The 18,005-nt window shown below is 67.6% G+C and carries 14 protein-coding genes; 3 read left to right on the top strand and 11 right to left on the bottom strand.

Going from position 1 to position 18,005, the window contains the following annotated elements:
* The 6 genes from B5F84_RS06625 to B5F84_RS06600 all read right to left on the bottom strand — a co-directional run.
* On the bottom strand, positions 1-1,402 hold a 1,402-nt coding region (locus B5F84_RS06625), incomplete at its 3' end, for a beta-N-acetylglucosaminidase domain-containing protein (protein WP_204205522.1).
* A gap of 592 nt (positions 1,403-1,994) precedes the next feature.
* On the bottom strand, positions 1,995-3,230 hold the full coding sequence (locus B5F84_RS06620; protein WP_087322052.1) for a beta-N-acetylglucosaminidase domain-containing protein: 1,236 nt from the start codon (positions 3,228-3,230) through the stop codon (positions 1,995-1,997).
* Between the two features lie 26 nt (positions 3,231-3,256).
* A complete protein-coding gene (locus B5F84_RS06615; RefSeq protein ID WP_087322050.1) occupies positions 3,257-4,441 on the bottom strand; it encodes an FprA family A-type flavoprotein in 1,185 nt (394 codons plus the stop codon).
* A 144-nt stretch (positions 4,442-4,585) separates the two neighbouring features.
* Complete coding sequence (locus tag B5F84_RS06610; protein ID WP_087322048.1) at positions 4,586-6,661, bottom strand: elongation factor G; 2,076 nt, start codon at positions 6,659-6,661, stop codon at positions 4,586-4,588.
* 170 nt (positions 6,662-6,831) lie between these two features.
* Complete coding sequence (locus B5F84_RS06605) at positions 6,832-7,008, bottom strand: Arc family DNA binding domain-containing protein (protein ID WP_087322045.1); 177 nt, start codon at positions 7,006-7,008, stop codon at positions 6,832-6,834.
* Positions 7,009-7,020: 12 nt separating this feature from the next.
* On the bottom strand, positions 7,021-8,040 hold the full coding sequence (locus B5F84_RS06600) for an SPFH domain-containing protein (protein ID WP_087322044.1): 1,020 nt from the start codon (positions 8,038-8,040) through the stop codon (positions 7,021-7,023).
* A 214-nt stretch (positions 8,041-8,254) separates the two neighbouring features.
* Between B5F84_RS06600 and B5F84_RS06595 the strand changes: the two genes are divergently transcribed.
* From B5F84_RS06595 to rlmD, 3 genes are all read left to right on the top strand, one after another.
* Positions 8,255-10,156, top strand: a complete 1,902-nt coding sequence (locus B5F84_RS06595; protein ID WP_143786066.1) for a C69 family dipeptidase — start codon at positions 8,255-8,257, stop codon at positions 10,154-10,156.
* A gap of 291 nt (positions 10,157-10,447) precedes the next feature.
* Positions 10,448-11,416, top strand: coding sequence for a hypothetical protein (locus B5F84_RS06590; protein ID WP_087322040.1), 969 nt, complete (start codon positions 10,448-10,450; stop codon positions 11,414-11,416).
* 330 nt (positions 11,417-11,746) lie between these two features.
* Positions 11,747-12,967 (top strand): 23S rRNA (uracil(1939)-C(5))-methyltransferase RlmD, encoded by a 1,221-nt coding sequence (gene rlmD, locus B5F84_RS06585; RefSeq protein WP_087322037.1) that lies wholly within the window; start codon positions 11,747-11,749, stop codon positions 12,965-12,967.
* Between the two features lie 136 nt (positions 12,968-13,103).
* Here the strand turns inward: rlmD and purN are convergent, their stop codons facing one another.
* Genes purN through purE form a run of 5 tightly spaced genes read right to left on the bottom strand, consistent with a single transcriptional unit; the run spans position 13,104 to position 18,001 of the window.
* Positions 13,104-13,727: a phosphoribosylglycinamide formyltransferase gene (gene purN, locus B5F84_RS06580; protein WP_087322035.1), complete on the bottom strand. Its 624-nt coding sequence runs from the start codon at positions 13,725-13,727 to the stop codon at positions 13,104-13,106.
* Positions 13,717-14,799, bottom strand: a complete 1,083-nt coding sequence (gene purM, locus B5F84_RS06575; protein WP_239378295.1) for a phosphoribosylformylglycinamidine cyclo-ligase — start codon at positions 14,797-14,799, stop codon at positions 13,717-13,719. The genes purN and purM overlap by 11 nt, the downstream gene beginning before the upstream one ends.
* Before the next feature lies 1 nt (position 14,800).
* A complete protein-coding gene (purF, locus tag B5F84_RS06570) occupies positions 14,801-16,354 on the bottom strand; it encodes an amidophosphoribosyltransferase (protein WP_087322031.1) in 1,554 nt (517 codons plus the stop codon).
* Positions 16,355-16,367: 13 nt separating this feature from the next.
* Positions 16,368-17,525, bottom strand: a complete 1,158-nt coding sequence (gene srtB, locus B5F84_RS06565; protein ID WP_239378294.1) for a class B sortase — start codon at positions 17,523-17,525, stop codon at positions 16,368-16,370.
* A gap of 14 nt (positions 17,526-17,539) precedes the next feature.
* Positions 17,540-18,001, bottom strand: coding sequence for a 5-(carboxyamino)imidazole ribonucleotide mutase (gene purE, locus B5F84_RS06560; RefSeq protein ID WP_087322030.1), 462 nt, complete (start codon positions 17,999-18,001; stop codon positions 17,540-17,542).
* Between the last annotated feature and the right edge of the window lie 4 nt (positions 18,002-18,005).

Below are 18,005 nucleotides of genomic sequence, written 5' to 3'. Positions count from 1 at the left end.
TGTTCCAGGAGAAGTCGGCGTTCATGAAGATGCCGACCTTGGAGGGCTCGGACTGCTGCATCGGGTTGATGACGCAGCCGAGCAGCGTCCCCGGCTCGACGTCGGCGCCGAGGGCGTTCTCGTAGCCGCCCATGGAGAGGTGGTCGCGGGTGTTGTCGGTGCAGGGCCAGTTGATCCACATGAAGGGCTCGGTGCCCGACTTGCGGATGAACTGGGAAATGGTGGAGTTATCCGCCTTGCCCCAGACGCGGGTGCCGGTCATGATCGGGCGGATGTTGTCCGGGAGCTGGTTGTACCAGGACTCGCCGGCCGCCGCGTAGTTGGCCGCCACGAAGGGGATGACGTCCTTCAGGCCCTCGTACTTGGGGGTGCCGTCGGGGTTCTCCTCCTCCTGGAGCTCGTGGATCCAGTCCGTGAGGTCGTTGAGGAGGCGGAGGTAGTTCGTGGAGCCCGGGTCTGCCGCGTCGTCGGCGGACACCATGATCTGGCGGCAGCCGGCCTCGATGACCTGCAGGTACTTGGCCTTGAGGTCGGCGAGGTCCTGCTCGTAGGTGCCACCGAACTGGATGGCGTCGTTCATGAACGGGTGCAGCGCGTAGATGAAGCGGCACTTGGACGCGTTGCCGGCCTCGGCGAGGGCGGCGATGTCCTCCAGCTCCTCGGGGGTGTAGAGCTCGCGCCACTGGGCGTTGTGCTTGGGGTCGTCCTTGGGGGCGTAGATGTAGGCGTTCAGCTTGTAGTGGCCGCCCCAGCGCATGAGCTCGCAGCGGTCCTCGGTGCTCCAGGGGTTGCCGTAGTAGCCCTCGATGAAGCCGCGGGTCTCCACGTCGGCCCAGTCGCTCACGCTGATCGCGTCGATCGCGCCGTCCGCGTCCTGCTGGAGGACCTGGTAGAGCGTGGTGAGGCCGTAGAAGGCGGAGTCGGTGTCGCGGCCCAGGACCACGATGCGGTCCGGCGCGTCGCCCTCGGCGGGGATGGCGGCCAGGAAGTAGGAGTCGGTCTTGGTGAAGAGGGCGTCGTCGACGCTCGCCGCGCCGGACTGCTCGAGGCCGTCCACGAAGGTGTCAACGACACCGCCCGAGCCCTCGACGCCCACGAGGACCTCGAGGCCCTCGCCGTCGTCGCTCGTGGCGTCGGCCGGCGTTCCCTCCACGTCCGCGAGCGCCAGGGTGTCGGCAAGGCGCGTCTTGGTGTAGCCGTCGATGCCGCTCTCAACGATGGTGTTGACGGTGCCGCCAAAGTCGACCTCGCCCTCGGCGTAGGCCACCTCGTGCGGGGTCGGGTAGATCGTGTAGTCGCCCTCGGCGGCACGTGCCAGAGCCGGACATCCGCAGGCCAGCACAAAGGCCGCCGCAGCACCAAGCGCAACGGCTCGACCTCTTGAGACCCTGCTCAATCGCATGGGCTCCCCCTTTCATCTCCTCACGGAGTATTGACTGCAACAACAGGGCCAAGAAAAACGAGCGCTCGACCCACATACCACGAAAGTCTATGGACGCATCTTTAAGGCTGCTCTCACTTTTGTGCAAACGGGCGCCGGCGCGCGGTAAACGGTCCGCCCTGCACGCACTGGTACCTGCATCGGAATGCCAGTTGTTGCGGCGGGGCGACGGGCTCCCGGCCCTGCGTTCTTCTCGCCAGCGCCTCCCGCGACGAGGGCGCGCGGGCGCGCCGGCGCGCCGGGTACGTGCACTTTTGGCGGTTACGTACGCTTTTGGCGGTTACGTACACTCTTTGCGGTTGCGTACACTCTTTCCGGATACGTACACTTTTGCTGGGTACGTACACATGGACCCAAGCCATCTACCTGCAAAAACGATAAACGCCGTTGCGAGAAGAACCTTTTCTCGTGTACGTAACCGGAAAGAGTGTACGTAACCGACCGGAGTGTACGTAACCGGAGGGGCCCTGCTGTCGGCGCCGTTACAAGAAGGGCCGCCCGGCAAGAGAAGCTCGCGCGGGCGGCCCGATGGTGGCGTGCCTGGGAAGGCGCGCTACCTCCTCTGGAAGCCCTTGCGCAGGGCAAGGACCCCGAGGGTGGCGTACCTGGGCGTGCCATCGGCGTCTCTCAGGGCCTGGAGCTCATGGATCCAGCTCGTGAGGTCGTTGAGGATTCGCAGGTAGGTGGCCTCGTTCCCGTAAAGGCGGCCCCAGTCGGTCGAGTCGTCGGCAAGAAGTGCGATCTGGCGGACGCCGGCGTCGATGGTCTGGAGGTACTTGGCCTTGAGGTCGGCGAGGTCCTCCTGGTAGTGGGCCTCGGAATCAAAGCGGAAGGGGCGGCGCGCGCCGTCAGAGTTGTGGAAGGGCGCGAGCGCGTAGACAAAGCGCACCTTGGAGCGGTTGCCGGCCTCGGCCCGGGGACGGAGCTCGCGGGCGATCTCCTCGTCGGTGTAAAGGCCGCGCCAGTTGGTGCGGTGCAGCGGGTCGTCCTTGGGCGCGTAGACGTAGGCGTTGAGCTTGTAGCATCCGCCCCAGGTCATGAGGTTCACGCGGTCCTCGGTGCTCCAGGGGTTGCCGTAGTAGCCCTCGATGAACCCGCGCGAGACCACGTCGGCCCAGTCGGAGCAGACGAAGCCCCGGAGCCGGAGGGTTCCCTCGAGCTGCTGGAAAATCTGGTAGAGGGTCGTGAGGCCGTAGAAGGCCGAGTCGGTGTCGCTGCCCAGGACCACGATGGTGTCCGCCGCGTGGGCGTCCCCCTTGAGCGAGGCCAGGAGGTAGGCGTCGCTCTTCTCGAAGAGTCCGTCCGCCGGGGTGAGGGCTCCGCTGGAAACGAGCTGGTCAACGTAGGTGTCGACCGCGCCCCCCGAGCCCTTCACGCCCACGAGGACGTTCATCTGGTAGCCGCCCGCGGGGACCTCGGTCACGGGCGTGGCGTCGATGTCCTTGAGCGCGAGGGCCTCGTCGAGACGGGCGCGCGTGTCGGCGTCGATGCCGTCCTCCACGAGCACGTTGGCGGAGGGGCGCAGGATCCAGGAGTCGCCGTACGTCATCTCGTGCACGGAAGGGTAGATCTGGTAGTCGGAGGGCGACTCGTCTGCACGGGCGGGCTGGGCGGCCAGGCACAGCGGCGCGAGGTCCTTCTCGCCAGCGCGCGAATAGCATACAAATCTTGCTACGAAATCGTATATCCGCAGGTCATTTTTGGCCCGCCCGCAGAACGTGTATGCTCGGCCCGAGGCCCCACGAACAACCCCGCCACCTTTGCCGGCACGACAAGGGTGGCGGGGCATGTCGCAGCACTCGATGCGGGGCCGGCCTACGCCGTGAGCTCCTTCACAACGTCGACGGCGGCAGTGAGCTGCTCGTCAGACGGAATCCAGTTGATGGCGAGGGTCTTCACCGGCATCTGGAAGCCCGCGGCCTCGAGCTCCTTGGCCACGTTGTTGGGGCCCATCGGCGCCCAGCCGTAGGAGCCAAACGCCAGGCCAATGCGGTTCTCGTTCTTGGGCGAGAGGCCCTTCATGTAGGTGAGGAAGCTCGCCACCGTGGGCAGCATCTGGCTGTTGAGCGTAGGCGAGCCCACGCAGACGTACTTGCAGTCCAGGAACACCTCCATGACGTTGGAGATGTGGTTCTCCTTGAGGTCCATGAGCTGCGCCGGAATCCCCGCGGCGAGGAAGCCGTCCACCAGCGAGCGGGCGATCTTCTCGGTGGAGTGCCACATGGAGTCGTACACCACCAGCGCGCGCTCGCGCACCTCGCCGGAGACAAAGCCCTCGTACGCCTTGAGGATGTCCTCCACGTGGGAGCGCCAGATGACGCCGTGCGCGGGGCAGATCATGTCGATGGCGTCCGGGCCCAGGCCGCGGACGGCCTTCACGGCCGCGGTGGCCTGCGCGCGGTAGGGCTGCACGATGTTGGCGTAGTACTTGCGCGCCTGGTGCATGACCTCGCACATGTCGTTCTCGTCGTCAAAGCGCGCGGAGCTCGCAAAGTGCTGGCCGAAGGCGTCGTTGGAGAAGAGGATCTTGTCATAGGCGTCGTAGGTGACCATGTTGTCCGGCCAGTGGACCATGGGCGTCTGCACAAAGGCCAGCGTGCGCTTGCCAATGCAGAGGGTGTCGCCGGTCTTGACGCCGTGGTAGTTGAGATCGCCAAAGTGGGCGGTCATGTTCTTGACGCCCTGCGGCGCGGAGCAGTAAATCTCCAGGTTGGGCGCAAGGTCGTTGATGACGCGCGTGGAGCCGGAGTGGTCCATCTCCACGTGGTTGGCGATGAGCACGTCGATCTTGGAGGGGTCGATCACCGAGGAGATGCGCTCGAGGAGCTCGTCCCTGAACGTGACCTTGGCGGTGTCGATGAGCGTGACCTTCTCGTCGATGATGAGGTAGGCGTTGTAGGTGATGCCCGCCTCGGTGGTGTAGCCGTGGAACTCGCGCGCGTTCCAGTCGAGCGCGCCGACCCAGTAGACATCGGGCTTGATCTGCACAGCGGAAAGCATGGGTCCTCCTCGTGGTGAAAGTAAGCTTCACTCGACCGCATTCTAGCAGAACGGGCGGCCGGCCCGGGGGGACCGACCGCCCGCGTGGGGGTCACGATGGCGCCGCGTGGGAAGGCGTGGAAAAGTGCCTGTCCCCTTTGCACATCACTTCTCGCCGGCGGCGCGGCGGGCGGCGTACTCCTCCGCCAGGCGCTGCTGGATGTCGTGCGGGACCTGCTCGTAGCCGGAGATCTCCATCTCAAACTCGCCGGTGCCGCGCGAGAGCGAGCGCAGGCGCGTGGCGTAGTCGGTGACCTCAGCGTACGGGACGGTCGCCGCGATGGTGGTCTCGCCCGCGGTGGCGCCGGTGCCGGCCTCCATGCCCTCCACGCGGCCGCGGGAGGCAGAGACGTCGCCCATCACGGAGCCGGCGTAGCTCTCGGGCACGGTGATGCGCAGGTGCGCCATGGGCTCAAGAAGCACGGGCTCGGCCTGGGCCACGGCCTTCTGGAAGCCGATGCGCGCGGCGGTCTTGAACGCCATCTCGTTGGAGTCGACCGGGTGGTAGGAGCCCTCGTAGACGGCGCACTTGACGTCAATCATGGGGTAACCGGCGAGCACGCCCTCGCGCATGGTCTCCTGGACGCCCTTGTCGATGGCCGGGATGAAGCCGCGCGGGATGTGGCCGCCCACGACCTCGTCCACGAACTCGTAGCCGGCGCCCGGGTTGGGCTCGATGCGCAGCCAGCAGTCGCCGTACTGGCCGGCGCCGCCGGTCTGCTTCTTGTGGCGGCCCTGGGCAGAGGCCACGCGGCGGATGGTCTCGCGGTACGGAATCTTGAGCGCCACGGTGTGGGCGGTGATGCCCGCGCGGTCCTCAAGACGGTCGAGAAGAACGCTGACCTGCGCCTCGCCGATGGCGGAGATGACGGTCTGGCCGGTGTCCTCGTCGCGCTCCACGCGCAGGGTGGGGTCGGCGTCCGCGCTCTTCTCGAGGAAGGCGTAGAGCTTGCCCTCGGTGCCGCGGGAGTCGGGCTCGATGGCAATGCGGTAGAGCGAGTTGGGGAAGCGGAACGCGGCGGCCTCGACCTTGCCGGTGACGGACAGCGTGTCGCCGGTCATGGCCTCGAGCTTGGGCACCACCACGATGTCGCCCGCGGCGGCCTGCGCGAGGTCGGTGGTCTCCTTGCCGCACATCTGGTAGAGGTGGCCCAGGCGCTCGTTCTTGCGCGTGCGCGCGTTGGTGAGCTCCATGCCCGGCGTGACGGTGCCGGCCAGCACCTTGAGGAAGGAGAGGCGGCCGTTCTGCGGGTCGTTGAGGGACTTGAACGCAAAGACGACCGGACGGTCATCGTCCGGGGAGATGTCAAGCTGCTCGCCGTTGACCAGCGGGATACGGCCAAAGTCGGCCATCGTGGGGAACCACGCCACGGCGGCGTCCATGAAGGAGATGACGCCCTCCTCGCGCACGCAGCTGCCGGCAAAGACGGGGACAAAGACGCGCTCGCGGATGGCCTTGGCCAGCAGGCCCTCGAGCTCGTCCTGGGTGACCTCCTCGCCCTCGAGGTACTTCATCATGATCTCGTCGTCGGCCTCGACGACGAGCTCGGTGAGCTGCGCGCGGGCGGCCTCGGCGGCCTCGGCGAACTCGGCGGGGACGTCCTCGACGACGGGCTTGCCGCCCTCGAGGTGGCGGGCGGTCATGTGAACGACGTCGATGATGCCGGAGAAGGCGTCGCCGGAGCCCATGGGAATGGTGACGGCGGCAAGGCTGTTGCCAAAGCGCTCGCGCAGGGTCTCGAGCGCCAGGTCAAAGTCGGCGTCGGGGCGATCGATGCGGTTGATGAAGAGGGCGCGGGCAAGGGAGAGCTCCTCGGCCGCGTACCAGAGGCGGGTGGTGATGGTGCCCGGGCCGGAGGCGGCGTCGACCATGAAGAGCGCGGTCTCGCACGCACTCATGGCAGCGTAGGCGTCGCCGACAAAGTCCGGGTAGCACGGGGCGTCGAGCACGTTCAGGCGCGTACCCTCCCAGATAACCGGGGCGATGGAGGTGGAGATGGAGAAGCCGCGCTCGCCCTCCTCGCCGTCGTAGTCAAGCGTGGGCTTGGTGCCGGCGTGGCCGCCGAGACGGGTGGTACGCCCCGTCAGGTGGAGCATGGCCTCGGCCAGCATGGTCTTGCCCACGCCGCCTTGGCCCACAAGGACCACGTTCTTGACCTTCTCGCTACCCTTTGCTGCCATGATGCCTCCCTTGAACGGAGTCTATGCACGATGTGACACACCATACCCACCTCGGGGCACGCCGTTGCGCACATATCGGGCAGCGGCTGAGAAGAACGGTGGGGGCGTGCAAGGGGGACAGGCACTTTTGCACGCATGCGTGCAAAAGTGCCTGTCCCCCTTGCACGCTCTCACTGCTCGTCGTTCTTCTCGGCCTTCTTGGGCGAGCGGCCTGCGCGGCGCAGGGCGTCGCGCAGGATCCACTCGACCTGAGCGTTGGCGGAGCGCATCTCGTCCGCGGCCCAGCGCTCCACCGCGGCCCAGACCTCGGGGTCTATGCGGAGCGGATATTGCTTGCGCGCGGCCACGTCGTCAGCGCCCTACTGGTAGAGCGAGCCGGTGTTGAGCACGGGCTGGGCCTCGGACTCGCCGCAGAGCACGACCATCAGGTTGGAGGCCATCACGGCCTTGCGGTCCTCGTCGAACTCCACGACGCCGCCGTCGGAGAGCTCCTTGAGCGCCATGTCCACCATGGAGACCGCGCCCTCCACGATCTTCTTGCGCGCGGCGATGATGGCCTCGGCCTGCTGGCGGCGCAGCATCGCCTGGGCGATCTCCGGCGCGTAGGCGAGGTGCGTGAGGCGGGCGTCGTCCACGGAGACGCCGGCCGGGGCGAGGCGACGGTCCAGCTCCTCCTTGAGGGTGGCGGAGACCTCCTCGATGTTGGAGCGCAGCGTGATGGAGCTGTTGGAGGCGTCGTCGTCCTCCATGTGGTCGTAGGCGTAGACGCTCGCCACGTGGCGCAGCGCGGTCTCGGTCTGCATGGCCACGTAGCTGGGGTAGTGGTCCACGTCAAAGAGGGCCTTGGCGGTATCGGCCACGTGCCAGACCACGACGGTCGCGATCTCGATGGGGTTGCCCATCTTGTCGTTGACCTTGAGGCGGTCGCCGTTGAGGGTGCGGGCGCGCAGGGAGACCTTGGTGGAGAGCGCCTTGGTGGCCGCCGCGGCCTTCACGGAGGGCGCGCCCTCCTCCAGGCTGATGTCAACGGAGGCGCCGGTGCCGTCCGAGCCCAGGCTGTGGCTGTAGAAGGGGTTCACCCAGTAGAAGCCCGACTCGCGGACCGTGCCCACGTAGTTGCCAAAGAGCACGAGCACGCGGGCCTGCCCGGGCTGTAGCGAGAAGAACCCACAGGTGACAATGATGGCCACGATGAGCAGCACGATGCCGCCGACGAGCAGCACGGGACCGGTGACGGGCGCGGGGACGCCGGCCTCCTCGGCCGTGGCCAGGATGACGATGCCCTGGACCATGCCCCAGATGGAGGCCGCGTAGGCGGCAAGGGTCACAAAGAGCATGGGCCACCCAGAGGCGGCGCGGGCGGTCTTTTCTGCGGTCATGGCGTTTCCTTTCCTGGTGCCGTGCGGTCCCGTGATGGCCGCCTCGACTGAGGTCATTGTGATATCAGATTGGTTTCCTGTCAATGGGATGAAGACGGAAAGCGAGACGCAACGTTTCACGTCGGCAAACGAGCGCGCCCTGACGGCGAGCGGTCAGCCTGGCGCGCGTACACTGTGCGGGTCCGGTACCTGAAAGAAAGATTGAAGGGTGAACATGCAGAAAAAGATGCTTTCGCGCGCCCTGCGCTCGGTCGCTGCCGGCGCGCTGACGCTGGGCTTGGTCCTGGCGTCCCCGGGGCTCGCGCTTGCCTGCACGCAGGTGTGGATGCCCGCGGCGTACACCGCCAACGGCGCGCGCTACTCCGGCCGCTCGGAGGACTACGCCCCGCGCCACGTCAAGATCTTTGGCGTCGAGGAGGCGCAGGACAACGTCACCTACACCTCGGACGAGTCCGACTTCTCCTACACCTCCCCCAAGCGCTCGTACCGCTACACCTACGTGCGCGACCACCCGAGCGACTGGGGCGGCCGCTTTGACGCGTACTCCGAGGCGGGCGTCAACGAGAAGGGCGTCTCCTGCTCCTCCACGCTGTCTACCAGCATGAACCAGGACATCGCCGCCGTCGACCCGCTCACGAGCACGGGCATCGGCGAGTACAGCTACGCCAGCGTCGTCCTGGGCGAGTGCGCCACGGCGCGCGAGGGCGTCGAGCTGCTCGGCCAGCTCGTCGACGAGCAGGGCACCTGCACGAACGACCAGCTCCTCATAAACGACGCCGATGAGTCGTGGGTCTTCATCACGCTGTCCGGCCACCAGTGGGTCGCCTTCCAGCTTCCCGAGGACCAGGCGTCGGTCAACCCCAACATGAGCAACCTGCGCTTCTCCGTTGACCTCGACGATGCCGAGAAGTGCCTGCACTCCGAGGACATCATCTCGCTGCCGCAGGAGAACGGCCTGCTGGTCACGGACGAGTCCGGTGAGGTTGACCTGGCCGCAACGTACGGCAAGGCCGACGATGCCCAGGGAACGGGCCAGAACACCCGCTACTACCAGGGACTTTCCTACTTTGGCGTGACGCTTCCCGAGGAGCGCTACACCGCTGGCGCCGCGGGCATCACCTCGATCGCGGCCCCCGAGCTCTTCTTCACCCCCGCGCGCGGCGGCTGGACCACGCTCGACATGATCGGCTTCTTTGCGGCCCGAGGCGAGGGGACGGCGTTTGACGCCAACGAGAACGACGCGCTCTACGCCATCGGCAACAACCGCACCGTGGAGTCGCACCTCTTCGAGATTCGCGAGGACCTGCCCGCCGACATTGCCACCATCCAGTGGGAGGCGCTCTCGCGCGCCGAGTTCTCCATTGCCATCCCGCTCTACTCCGCGCTCATCACCGAGGTCAGCCCCTACTTTGGTGACCTCTCCATGAGCGCCGACCACCAGGGCAACCAGGGCTCTGACGATGTGGCGGCGGCCATGGTCGAGGAGGAGAACGAGACGCTGCCGTTTGTCCTCATGGACATCAACACCCTCTGCTACAACAACCGCGAGGCGCTCGCGGACGGCGCGCACGACTATCTCGACGCGCTCCAGGCGCAGCTCGTGGCGCAGAACGAGCAGGTCGACGAGCTCATGCGCGAGACGCCCGCCGAGAAGCGCGGCGAGGTTGCCAACCACGCGGCGAGCGTGGCCGCCGAGCAGGTGTACGAGCGCTGCTCGGCGCTCCTCGGGGAGCTGCGCGCCTACCTCAAGGCCGGGGACCTCAGCGAGCCGTTTGCCGCGAGCGACTTTGACCCCGCGACCGGCGACCTCGTGACGCCGCTCGACTACGCGGGCCAGGTGCTGCCGGACGAGCCGGAACCGGAGCCGGAGCCCGAGCCCGAACCGCAGCCTGAGCCCGAGACGCCCGGCGCGTCGGAGGACCCGGCAACGCCGCAGGGACCGTCGGCCTCCGAGCAGCCCGCGGGCGGCTCCTCGAGCACCACTCGGCCGGCGACCGCAGGCGGCGGCTCGGTCCCCGAGACGAGCGACCCCACCAGCCTGGCTAGCGTGCTGGTGCTGGGCAGCGCCGGCATCGCCGCCGCTGGGGCCGCCGTCGTCGTGCGCCGGCGCTCGTAGGGCAGTCGCGTCCGCCCCACGGCGGAGACGAGCGCGCACGGCCGCGAAGCGCTAGGGCGGCCCACGGTGCGCGCGGCTGTCCAACGGTCGGTTCTGCCGCGTGAGCGGTAGCCCAAAAAAGAAGTTTTGCCGAGGGTCTCGCCCTCGGCGCCCATGGCGCCTCAGGTCAAACGACCTGGGGCGCCATTTTGTGGGCCAAGGGGAAGCCAGCTGGAAGCCCCGTGGACGAGTACCCTCCCCACGGTATCAAAGCCCCTGCTAGGATGGCCTGACCGAGAGAGGGAGGTGCTTATGGGACTCTGTCTGGGGTATGAGTCGGCACTTCGGTATTGGCTTACCAAGCAGGACGGCGAAGCGATTCCCGAGGCGGCGGACCCGGGCCTCTTTGCCTATGCGGAGGCCAACGCCCGCTTGGTCAGGCGGGAGGGTCTTCCCGTTTCGCCGGAGGTGGGAAGGCCGCTTCACCTGGTCATTCCATATGCGGCCGGAAAGCACCGGATGGGCAACGTGTGCGTGCACGTGTGCCGGACCCAACTGCCCGAGGGGTCGTTCAGGCGGCTTGGCGGCGGGGCTCTTGTCTCATCGCCCGAGCTCACTTTCCTCCAGATGGCGGCTGGGAGGACGCTCTGGGAGACCGTCGAGCTTGGCTGCTGCCTCTGCTCGACGTTCGCCCTCTCCGATCGGGGGCGCGATTACGTTTGCGAGAGGGAGCAGCTCGTCACGCTGGATGACCTGAGGCGCTATCTTGACCGGCTTCCTCCCCACGCCTATGGGGCCCGTCGGGCGCGCGCGGCGCTCCGCTACGTGGTCGAGGCCACGGCCTCCCCCATGGAGGTCCAGCTGGCCATGCACTTCGGCATGCCGCCCGACCTTGGGGGACGTGGCCCTCTGGTCATATCCGCAAACCAGATCATCAAGATTGACGAGCACGCCCAGCGCCTTCTGGAGGCAGGCTACCTCAAGGGCGACCTCTTTCTGCCGGACTACCAGTCCGACCTCGAGTTTGACAGCGCGCTCTTCCATACGGGCCGATTCCGTCTTGACCACACCCAAACTCGAAGAAACGTTCTCGAGGCCATGCACATCAAGACCGTCTCTGCGACCCCGGGACAGGTTGGGACGCTCGGGAAATTCGACGACTTCACCTGGCTGTTTGAGCAGAGAATTGGCCGAGAGCACCTGGAGCCGACGCCTCGGCAGCGGTCTTTGCAGGTTGGCCTGTTCGCCTGGCTCAACGACCACAAAAGGACGCTCTTCTAGGGCGCGCCTCGGCCCGGCTGGAGCCCGAGCGCCAGGCCCGCGCGACGCGCCCGGACCTGCCTTCAAGTGTTGGGTACTTTTTCTCTCCTTTTCAAAGTACCCAACATTTTTCGGCTTGCAAACATGCTGGTAGAAGGCTTGTTCGAGTGTTGGGTACTTCGGATTTCCGCAAAAAAGTACCCAACACTCGCAAAGGGGCCGCAAGACCCCGCGCGCGGCGTCGGCAGAACCCCGACCGCGCGCCGCGCCCAAACCCATGCGCCCCCAAACGGGGCAAACCAATCGCACGAGGTCGGATATCATGGGCAGGCAGGCTAGTTCGGAGGACTCATGGGATTCAAGACATATACCTGCCCGATCGCTCGCGACTGCGGCGGCTGCGAATGGCTCGCGGTCCCCTACCCCCTACAGCTCAAGCGCAAGCAGAACCAGGTTGAGGAGCTCCTCGGGGCGGCCGTGCGCGAGGACGGCGGCCAGCTCGAGGCCATCCGCGGAATGGACGAGCCCCTTCGCTACCGCCACAAGGCGGCAACCCCCTTCGCCTTTGAGCCCGGCCGGCCCGCCACCTCGGCCGGCCCCAACCGCCCCCATCGCCAGGGCTCCGGACGTGGCCACATCACCTGCGGCTTCTACGCCGCCGGGACGCACCGCATCGTCCCCTGCGAGGACTGCCTCGTCGAAGACCCGCGCGCAAGGCGCATCCTCAACGCCGTGGCCAAAGTGGCCGAGCGCCTGCACATCCCCGCCTACGACGAAGACCGCGGCACGGGCGTGCTGCGCCACGCCGTGGTGCGCTGCGGGTGGAAGACCGACGACGTCCTTTTGGTGCTCGTCACCCGCGTGGACGAGCTTCGAGGAACGGAGCGCCTGGTCTCCGCGCTCCGCGACGCCTGCCCCGAGGTGACGAGCATCGTCCAGAACGTCAACGACCGTCGCACCAACGCCATTCTGGGACGGCGCTGCCGAACCCTCTTCGGGCCCGGCCACATGTACGACGAGCTCCTCGGCTGCCGCTTTGAGATTGGCCCCACGAGCTTCTACCAGACCAACCCGGCCCAGACCGAGGTCCTCTACCAGCTCGCTCTCGAGGGCGCGAGCGACGCCCGGCGCGTCCTCGACGCCTACTGCGGCACGGGCACCATCGGCATCTGCGCCGCACACGCCGCGGCCGAGCGAAGCGTCGTCGGCGTTGAACAGGTTTCCGGCGCCGTCGCCTGCGCCGGGCGCAATGCCGTCACCAACGACGTGGCGGGGCGCTGCCGCTTTGTCGCCGCCGACGCCACCGCATGGATGGCCCGGGAGGGCCACGCCGAGCACTTTGACGCCATCATCATGGACCCGCCGCGCGCGGGGAGCACGCCGGAGTTCATCGCCGGCGTGGCGGCGCTCAGGCCGGAGCGCGTGGTCTACGTCTCCTGCAACGTGGTGACGCAGGCTCGCGACCTCGCGCTGCTCCGCGAGCTCGGCTACCGCATCGAGCGCCTGTCCCCGGTCGACATGTTCCCGCACACCAAGCACGTCGAGACGGTGGCGGCCCTCACCCGGAAATAGCGCCCCGGAAAACGGCGACCGCAAAAGGGCGGGGCCCCGGCGGAACGCATTCCGCACGAGGGCCCCGCCCGCATACCAACAACCCGCAGGCCCGCGGCCTAGCGCCTGCGACCCAGGCGCATCCCCGTCCCCGGCGCTAGGCCGGGTCGATCGCCACGGTCCCGTTGTCGCGCACATGGACGCGACCGGCCGCGAGCAGCCCCACGACCTCGGGGTACAGCTCGTGCTCGATGGCGTGGATGCGCTCCTCGAGCTCCTCGACCGACCAGCCCTCCTCGATCGCCAGCGCGCGCTGCGCGATGATGGGGCCGGCATCGTAGTCCGCATTCGCAAAGTGCACGGTCACGCCCGTGACCTTGACGCCGCGCTCGTAGGCGTCGGCGATGGCATGCGCCCCCGGGAAGCTCGGAAGCAGCGCCGGGTGCAGGTTCACCACGCGATTGGGGAACGACGCCAGGATGGGATCGTGCACCTTGCGCATGTACCCCGCCATGATGACGTACTCGACCCCGTGACGACGCAGCTCGGAGGCAATGATCTCGTCGGCCTGCTCCGGGTCGGAGTAGATCTCCTTGGAGAGCGTCAGCGTCTGGAGCCCCGCCGCCTCGGCGCGCTTGAGCCCGTAGGCGCTCGGCCGCGAGCTCACCACGAGCTCGATGGACGCGTCAAGCGTCCCGTCGGCAATCCGGTCAATGATGGCCTGGAGGTTGGTCCCGCTCCCGGAGATGAGGACGCCCAGCCGCAGCCCGCTACTCGCCATCTCGGTACACGACCTTCCCCTTGGCGCCGGGCGTGCCGGCGATGACCTCGCCCATGACAAACGGAGCAAAGCCCTGCTCCTCAAGGGCGGCCGTCACGGCGCCCCTGTCCTCCGGCGCGCAGATGACGGCCATGCCCACTCCCATGTTGAACGTGCGGTAGGCCTCGTCGATCGTGAGCCCGGCCGCGCGGACCATGTAGTCGATCACGGGCGGCATGTCCCAAGCAGGTCCCGCCTCGCCGCCGCGGTAGACCAGCGCGTCAAGCCCCTCGGGCATCGCGCGGTCAAGGTTCTCGGTGATGCCGCCGCCCGTGATGTGCGCCATCGCGTGGATGGGCGCGCCGGCGCGCAGCGCCGCGAGAAGGCCGCCCGCGTAGATCGTGGTCGGGCGCATGACGGCGTCGGCGAGCGACTCCCCGCCCAGCTCGTCAAGCGGCGTCTCAAGCTCCTCGACGCTGCGCCCCTCGATGGCCACGCGGCGCACGAGCGAGTAGCCGTTGGAGTGGATGCCGGAGCTCGGCAGGCCCAGGATGACGTCGCCCTCGCGCACGAGGTCGGGGCCGATCATGCGCGGCCGGTCAACCACGCCCACCACAAAGCCGGCGAGGTCGTAGTCGTTCTCGGCCATGACGCCGGGGTGCTCGGCCATCTCGCCGCCCACGAGCGCGCAGCCGGACTTGCGGCAGCCCTCGGCGATGCCGCCCACGATCTTGGCCACGTGCTCGGCGCGCAGCTTGCCAATGGCCACGTAGTCCAGGAAGAACAGCGGCTCGGCACCCATGGGGACGATGTCGTCCACGCACATGGCAACGAGGTCCTCGCCCACGGTCTCGTGGCGGTCCAGCAGCTGCGCGATGGCCAGCTTGGTGCCTACGCCGTCGGTGCCGGAGACCAGGATCGGCTCCTCCATGTCCTTGAGCGCAGCTGCCGAGAAGCACGACCCAAAGCCGCCCAGACCACCGATGACCTCGGGCCTGTTGGTGGCCGCGACGGCGGCCTTGATCGCATCGACGGCGCGCGCGCCCTCGGCGGTGTCGACGCCGGCGTCCTCGTAGCTCACATGCTCAGTCATCTCAGTCCTTTCTGTCTGATGGCACATGGGGGACGTCCCCCTTCAGCACTTGCTCGGCGGCGCTCAGGGGCATCCGGGACATCTCGGACGCCTGGCTGAGGTTGCGCGGCTCAAAGCCGGGCAGGAACCGCTCCTCCCAGAACGAGCGCGGTATCTCGACGGGATACTCGCCCGTGAAGCACGCGGTGCAGTAGCTCCCCGCCGGAACGCAGCCGAGCAGCCCCTCGATGGAGAGGAACCCCACCGAGTCCGCCTCGATGTGCGCGCGAATCTCCTCGAGCGACATCTGCGCGGCGATGAGCTGGTCCTGGCTTCCCGTGTCAATCCCGTAGAAGCAGGGCCAGAGCACCATCGGCGAGGCCGAGCGCACGTGCACCTCGGTCGCGCCGGCGGCCTTGAGCATCCGCACGATCTGCCGCGAGGTCGTCCCCCGCACAATGGAATCGTCAACCATCACCAGCCGCTTGCCGCGCACCACATCCGGCAGCGCGTTGAGCTTCAGGCGCACGCCCATCTGGCGGAGCTCCGGCGTGGGCTGGATGAACGTCCGCGCCACGTAGCGGTTCTTGATGAGGCCCGTGCCAAACGGAATCCCCAGCTCCTGGGCAAAGCCCTCGGCGGCGGGCGTCCCGGAGTCCGGCACGGAAATCACCAGGTCGGCCTCAACGGGGGTCTCCCGCGCAAGCCGACGGCCCATGTTGTGGCGCATGAGGTAGAAGCTCGTCCCGTCCTTCAGGGAGTCAGGGCGCGAGAAGTACACGTGCTCGAAGATGCAGTCCGCGCGGCAGCCCGGCCTGCACCCTCGCTCCGAGCGGATCCCGTCGTCGGAGATGCGCACGATCTCGCCGGGCTCGATCTCTCGCACGAAGGTGGCGCCGGAGATGTCGAGCGCGCAGGTCTCGCTCGCCACGACCCAGCCGTCGTCCCCCAGCCGCCCCAGCACCAGCGGCCGGATGCCGTGGGGGTCGCGGAACGCGTACAGCGCGTTCTCGCGCACGAGCACCATGGCGTAGCCGCCCTCGAGCATGCGCATCGTGTGCGCGATGCCCGTCCGCAGGCGCCCCGCGCGCTGCGTGAAGTAGCCGATCAGCTTGGCCGCGACCTCGGAGTCCGTGTTGGACCTAAAGGGAACCCCCATCTCGATGAGCTCGCGGCGCAGCGCGTCAAAGTTCACCAGCGTGCCGTTGTGCGCCAGCGCAATGATGACGTCGTTGATGGTGGAGAGGTGCGGCTGCGCGGACTCCCAGCCCTTGGCGCCGGCCGTGCCGTAGCGGCAGTGGCCGCAGGCCACCTTGCCCGGCATGGCGGCGAGGTCCGCGTCCGAGAAGACCTGGGTCACAAGGCCCAGGTCCTTACGGACAAGAACCGTGCGCCCGTCGCCCACCGCAATGCCCGCGGACTCCTGCCCGCGGTGCTGGAGCGCCCGGAGCGCAAAGTAGGTCATGCGCGCGACGTCACGCCCGGGGGCCCAGACGCCAAAGACGCCGCACTCCTCGTGAAGCCCCTCGCAGGGCTCCTCGCGCAGGTCGTCCCCCTGCGGTACCACGACTCCCATGCCCCGCACCACCCTACGCCGCGGGCGCGTCGGTCGCGCCGTCCATCGCAGCGTCGGCACCGGCGGCATCGGCCGCGCCGTCCGTGCCACCGGCGGCCGCGTCGACGGGCTCCGACTCCTTGGGCACGCACACCAGGATGACGCGGCCCTTCTCGTAGTCGTCGTAGAAGCAGGTCACCAGCGTGAGCGCCTTGGAGGCGCCTTCGATGAGCTCGGAGGCGTCGGAGCGCTTGGTCACCGACTTGCTCAGGAGGTCGTTCAGGTAGGAGTGGAAGTCGTCCACGGAGTCAAAGTTGAACTTGCGGACGTTGGTGTCCGTGGCCTCGGTGTGGTAGAGCAGAAGCGGCTCAAGCTCGTAGGTGCCCGTCTCCGTCACGTACCAGACCGTGGACACTCCGTCGAACATCTCCTGGTTCTCCATGTCGGAGACCGGCTTGAACATGGTGCCGTTGCGCAGGTGGTGGCCATAGATGATGGTCTGCGAGTCAACCATGCCGGGCTTTGCGTTCTCATAGTCCAGGAAGATCTGCCCGCCGATGGAGTAGGACCCCTCGGCGTTGGTGCGCAGATAGGAGTCATTGCTCTCGCCCTGGTAGACCGGGTAGTTGACCGTGGTGCCCGGAATCTGCACCCAGCCCACCACGTCGGGGTTCACGGCCTTGAGGGCCTCCCAGTCAACCTGGGGCGGCGTGGACCCGTCGTCGGAGACGTCGGCGTAGGTGGCAAGCTCCTCGTTGATACGGTCCTGCTCGCTGTACTGCCACTGGTTGTAGATCCACATGCCGCCAGCGGCCAGGATGAGGCCAATGCCCACCACAAACAGGGTGATGGAGATGACCCGCGCGGCGCGCTTCTTGGGGTTCTTGGACCGGCGCCCGGAGAGGTCGTACGGGTCGGTGTCGACAAAGTGCGGCTCGTAGCGGCGTCGGTTCTCGCCCTGCTGACCGGACGCGGGCTCGGTCATCACCGGAACAAAGCCGGCGCTGGAGCGCGGGGTTCCGGCGGCGTGCGGGTTGCCCTGCGGCGCATGGTACGACTCGTCGCCGCCGCGGCGGGTGTGCAGATGGGCCCGCGGGTTGCCGCCCATGCGAGGCGAGGTCGAGCCCTGGGCTCCCCCTCCCCCGGACGTGCGGCGGGGCTTCTCGTCCGGCTGCTTGAAGTGCGATGCCATGCTCGCTCCTTAGGTTAGGCCTCGGCCATCTGGCGCTTGAACTCGACGATCTTCTCGCGATACTCGGGCATGGTGGCGCCCAGGATCTGCGTGGCGTAGATGGCCGCGTTCTTGGCGCCGTTGATGGCGACGCACGCCACGGGCACGCCGGAGGGCATCTGCACCATGGAGAGCAGCGAGTCCATGCCGCCAAGGTCGGACGTCTTCATGGGGACGCCGATGATGGGCAGCGGGGTGAAGGCGGCCACGACGCCGCCGAGGTGGGCGGCCTTGCCCGCGGCGGCAATGATCACGCGCAGGCCGCGCTCGGCCGCAGAGCCGGCCCACTCGTGGACCTTGTCCGGCGTGCGGTGCGCGCTGGCGATCACGAGCTCGTACGGAACGCCGAGCTCCTCGAGCTGCTGGGTGCACGCCTCCATGGTGGGTAGGTCGGACTTGGAACCCATGATGATTCCCACGAGCGGCTGGTCTGCCATGATG

Origin of the sequence: Olsenella sp. An290, from assembly GCF_002159535.1 — a bacterium.
Taxonomy (GTDB): Bacteria; Actinomycetota; Coriobacteriia; order Coriobacteriales; family Atopobiaceae; genus Thermophilibacter.
Note: the sequence above shows the minus strand (reverse complement) of the source record. Positions and strands in the feature narration are given on the sequence as shown.

What these genes read in the sequence shown, in the direction of transcription:
- B5F84_RS06620 (WP_087322052.1), bottom strand. Translation starts at nt 3,230, where the DNA reads ATGCCCCGCCACCCTTGTCGTGCCGGCAAAGGTGGCGGGGTTGTTCGT.
- purF (WP_087322031.1), bottom strand. Translation starts at nt 16,354, where the DNA reads ATGGGAGTCGTGGTACCGCAGGGGGACGACCTGCGCGAGGAGCCCTGC.
- B5F84_RS06615 (WP_087322050.1), bottom strand. Translation starts at nt 4,441, where the DNA reads ATGCTTTCCGCTGTGCAGATCAAGCCCGATGTCTACTGGGTCGGCGCG.
- B5F84_RS06610 (WP_087322048.1), bottom strand. Translation starts at nt 6,661, where the DNA reads ATGGCAGCAAAGGGTAGCGAGAAGGTCAAGAACGTGGTCCTTGTGGGC.
- rlmD (WP_087322037.1), top strand. Translation starts at nt 11,747, where the DNA reads ATGGGATTCAAGACATATACCTGCCCGATCGCTCGCGACTGCGGCGGC.
- B5F84_RS06595 (WP_143786066.1), top strand. Translation starts at nt 8,255, where the DNA reads ATGCAGAAAAAGATGCTTTCGCGCGCCCTGCGCTCGGTCGCTGCCGGC.
- purN (WP_087322035.1), bottom strand. Translation starts at nt 13,727, where the DNA reads ATGGCGAGTAGCGGGCTGCGGCTGGGCGTCCTCATCTCCGGGAGCGGG.
- B5F84_RS06600 (WP_087322044.1), bottom strand. Translation starts at nt 8,040, where the DNA reads ATGACCGCAGAAAAGACCGCCCGCGCCGCCTCTGGGTGGCCCATGCTC.
- srtB (WP_239378294.1), bottom strand. Translation starts at nt 17,525, where the DNA reads ATGGCATCGCACTTCAAGCAGCCGGACGAGAAGCCCCGCCGCACGTCC.
- purE (WP_087322030.1), bottom strand. Translation starts at nt 18,001, where the DNA reads ATGGCAGACCAGCCGCTCGTGGGAATCATCATGGGTTCCAAGTCCGAC.
- purM (WP_239378295.1), bottom strand. Translation starts at nt 14,799, where the DNA reads ATGACTGAGCATGTGAGCTACGAGGACGCCGGCGTCGACACCGCCGAG.
- B5F84_RS06590 (WP_087322040.1), top strand. Translation starts at nt 10,448, where the DNA reads ATGGGACTCTGTCTGGGGTATGAGTCGGCACTTCGGTATTGGCTTACC.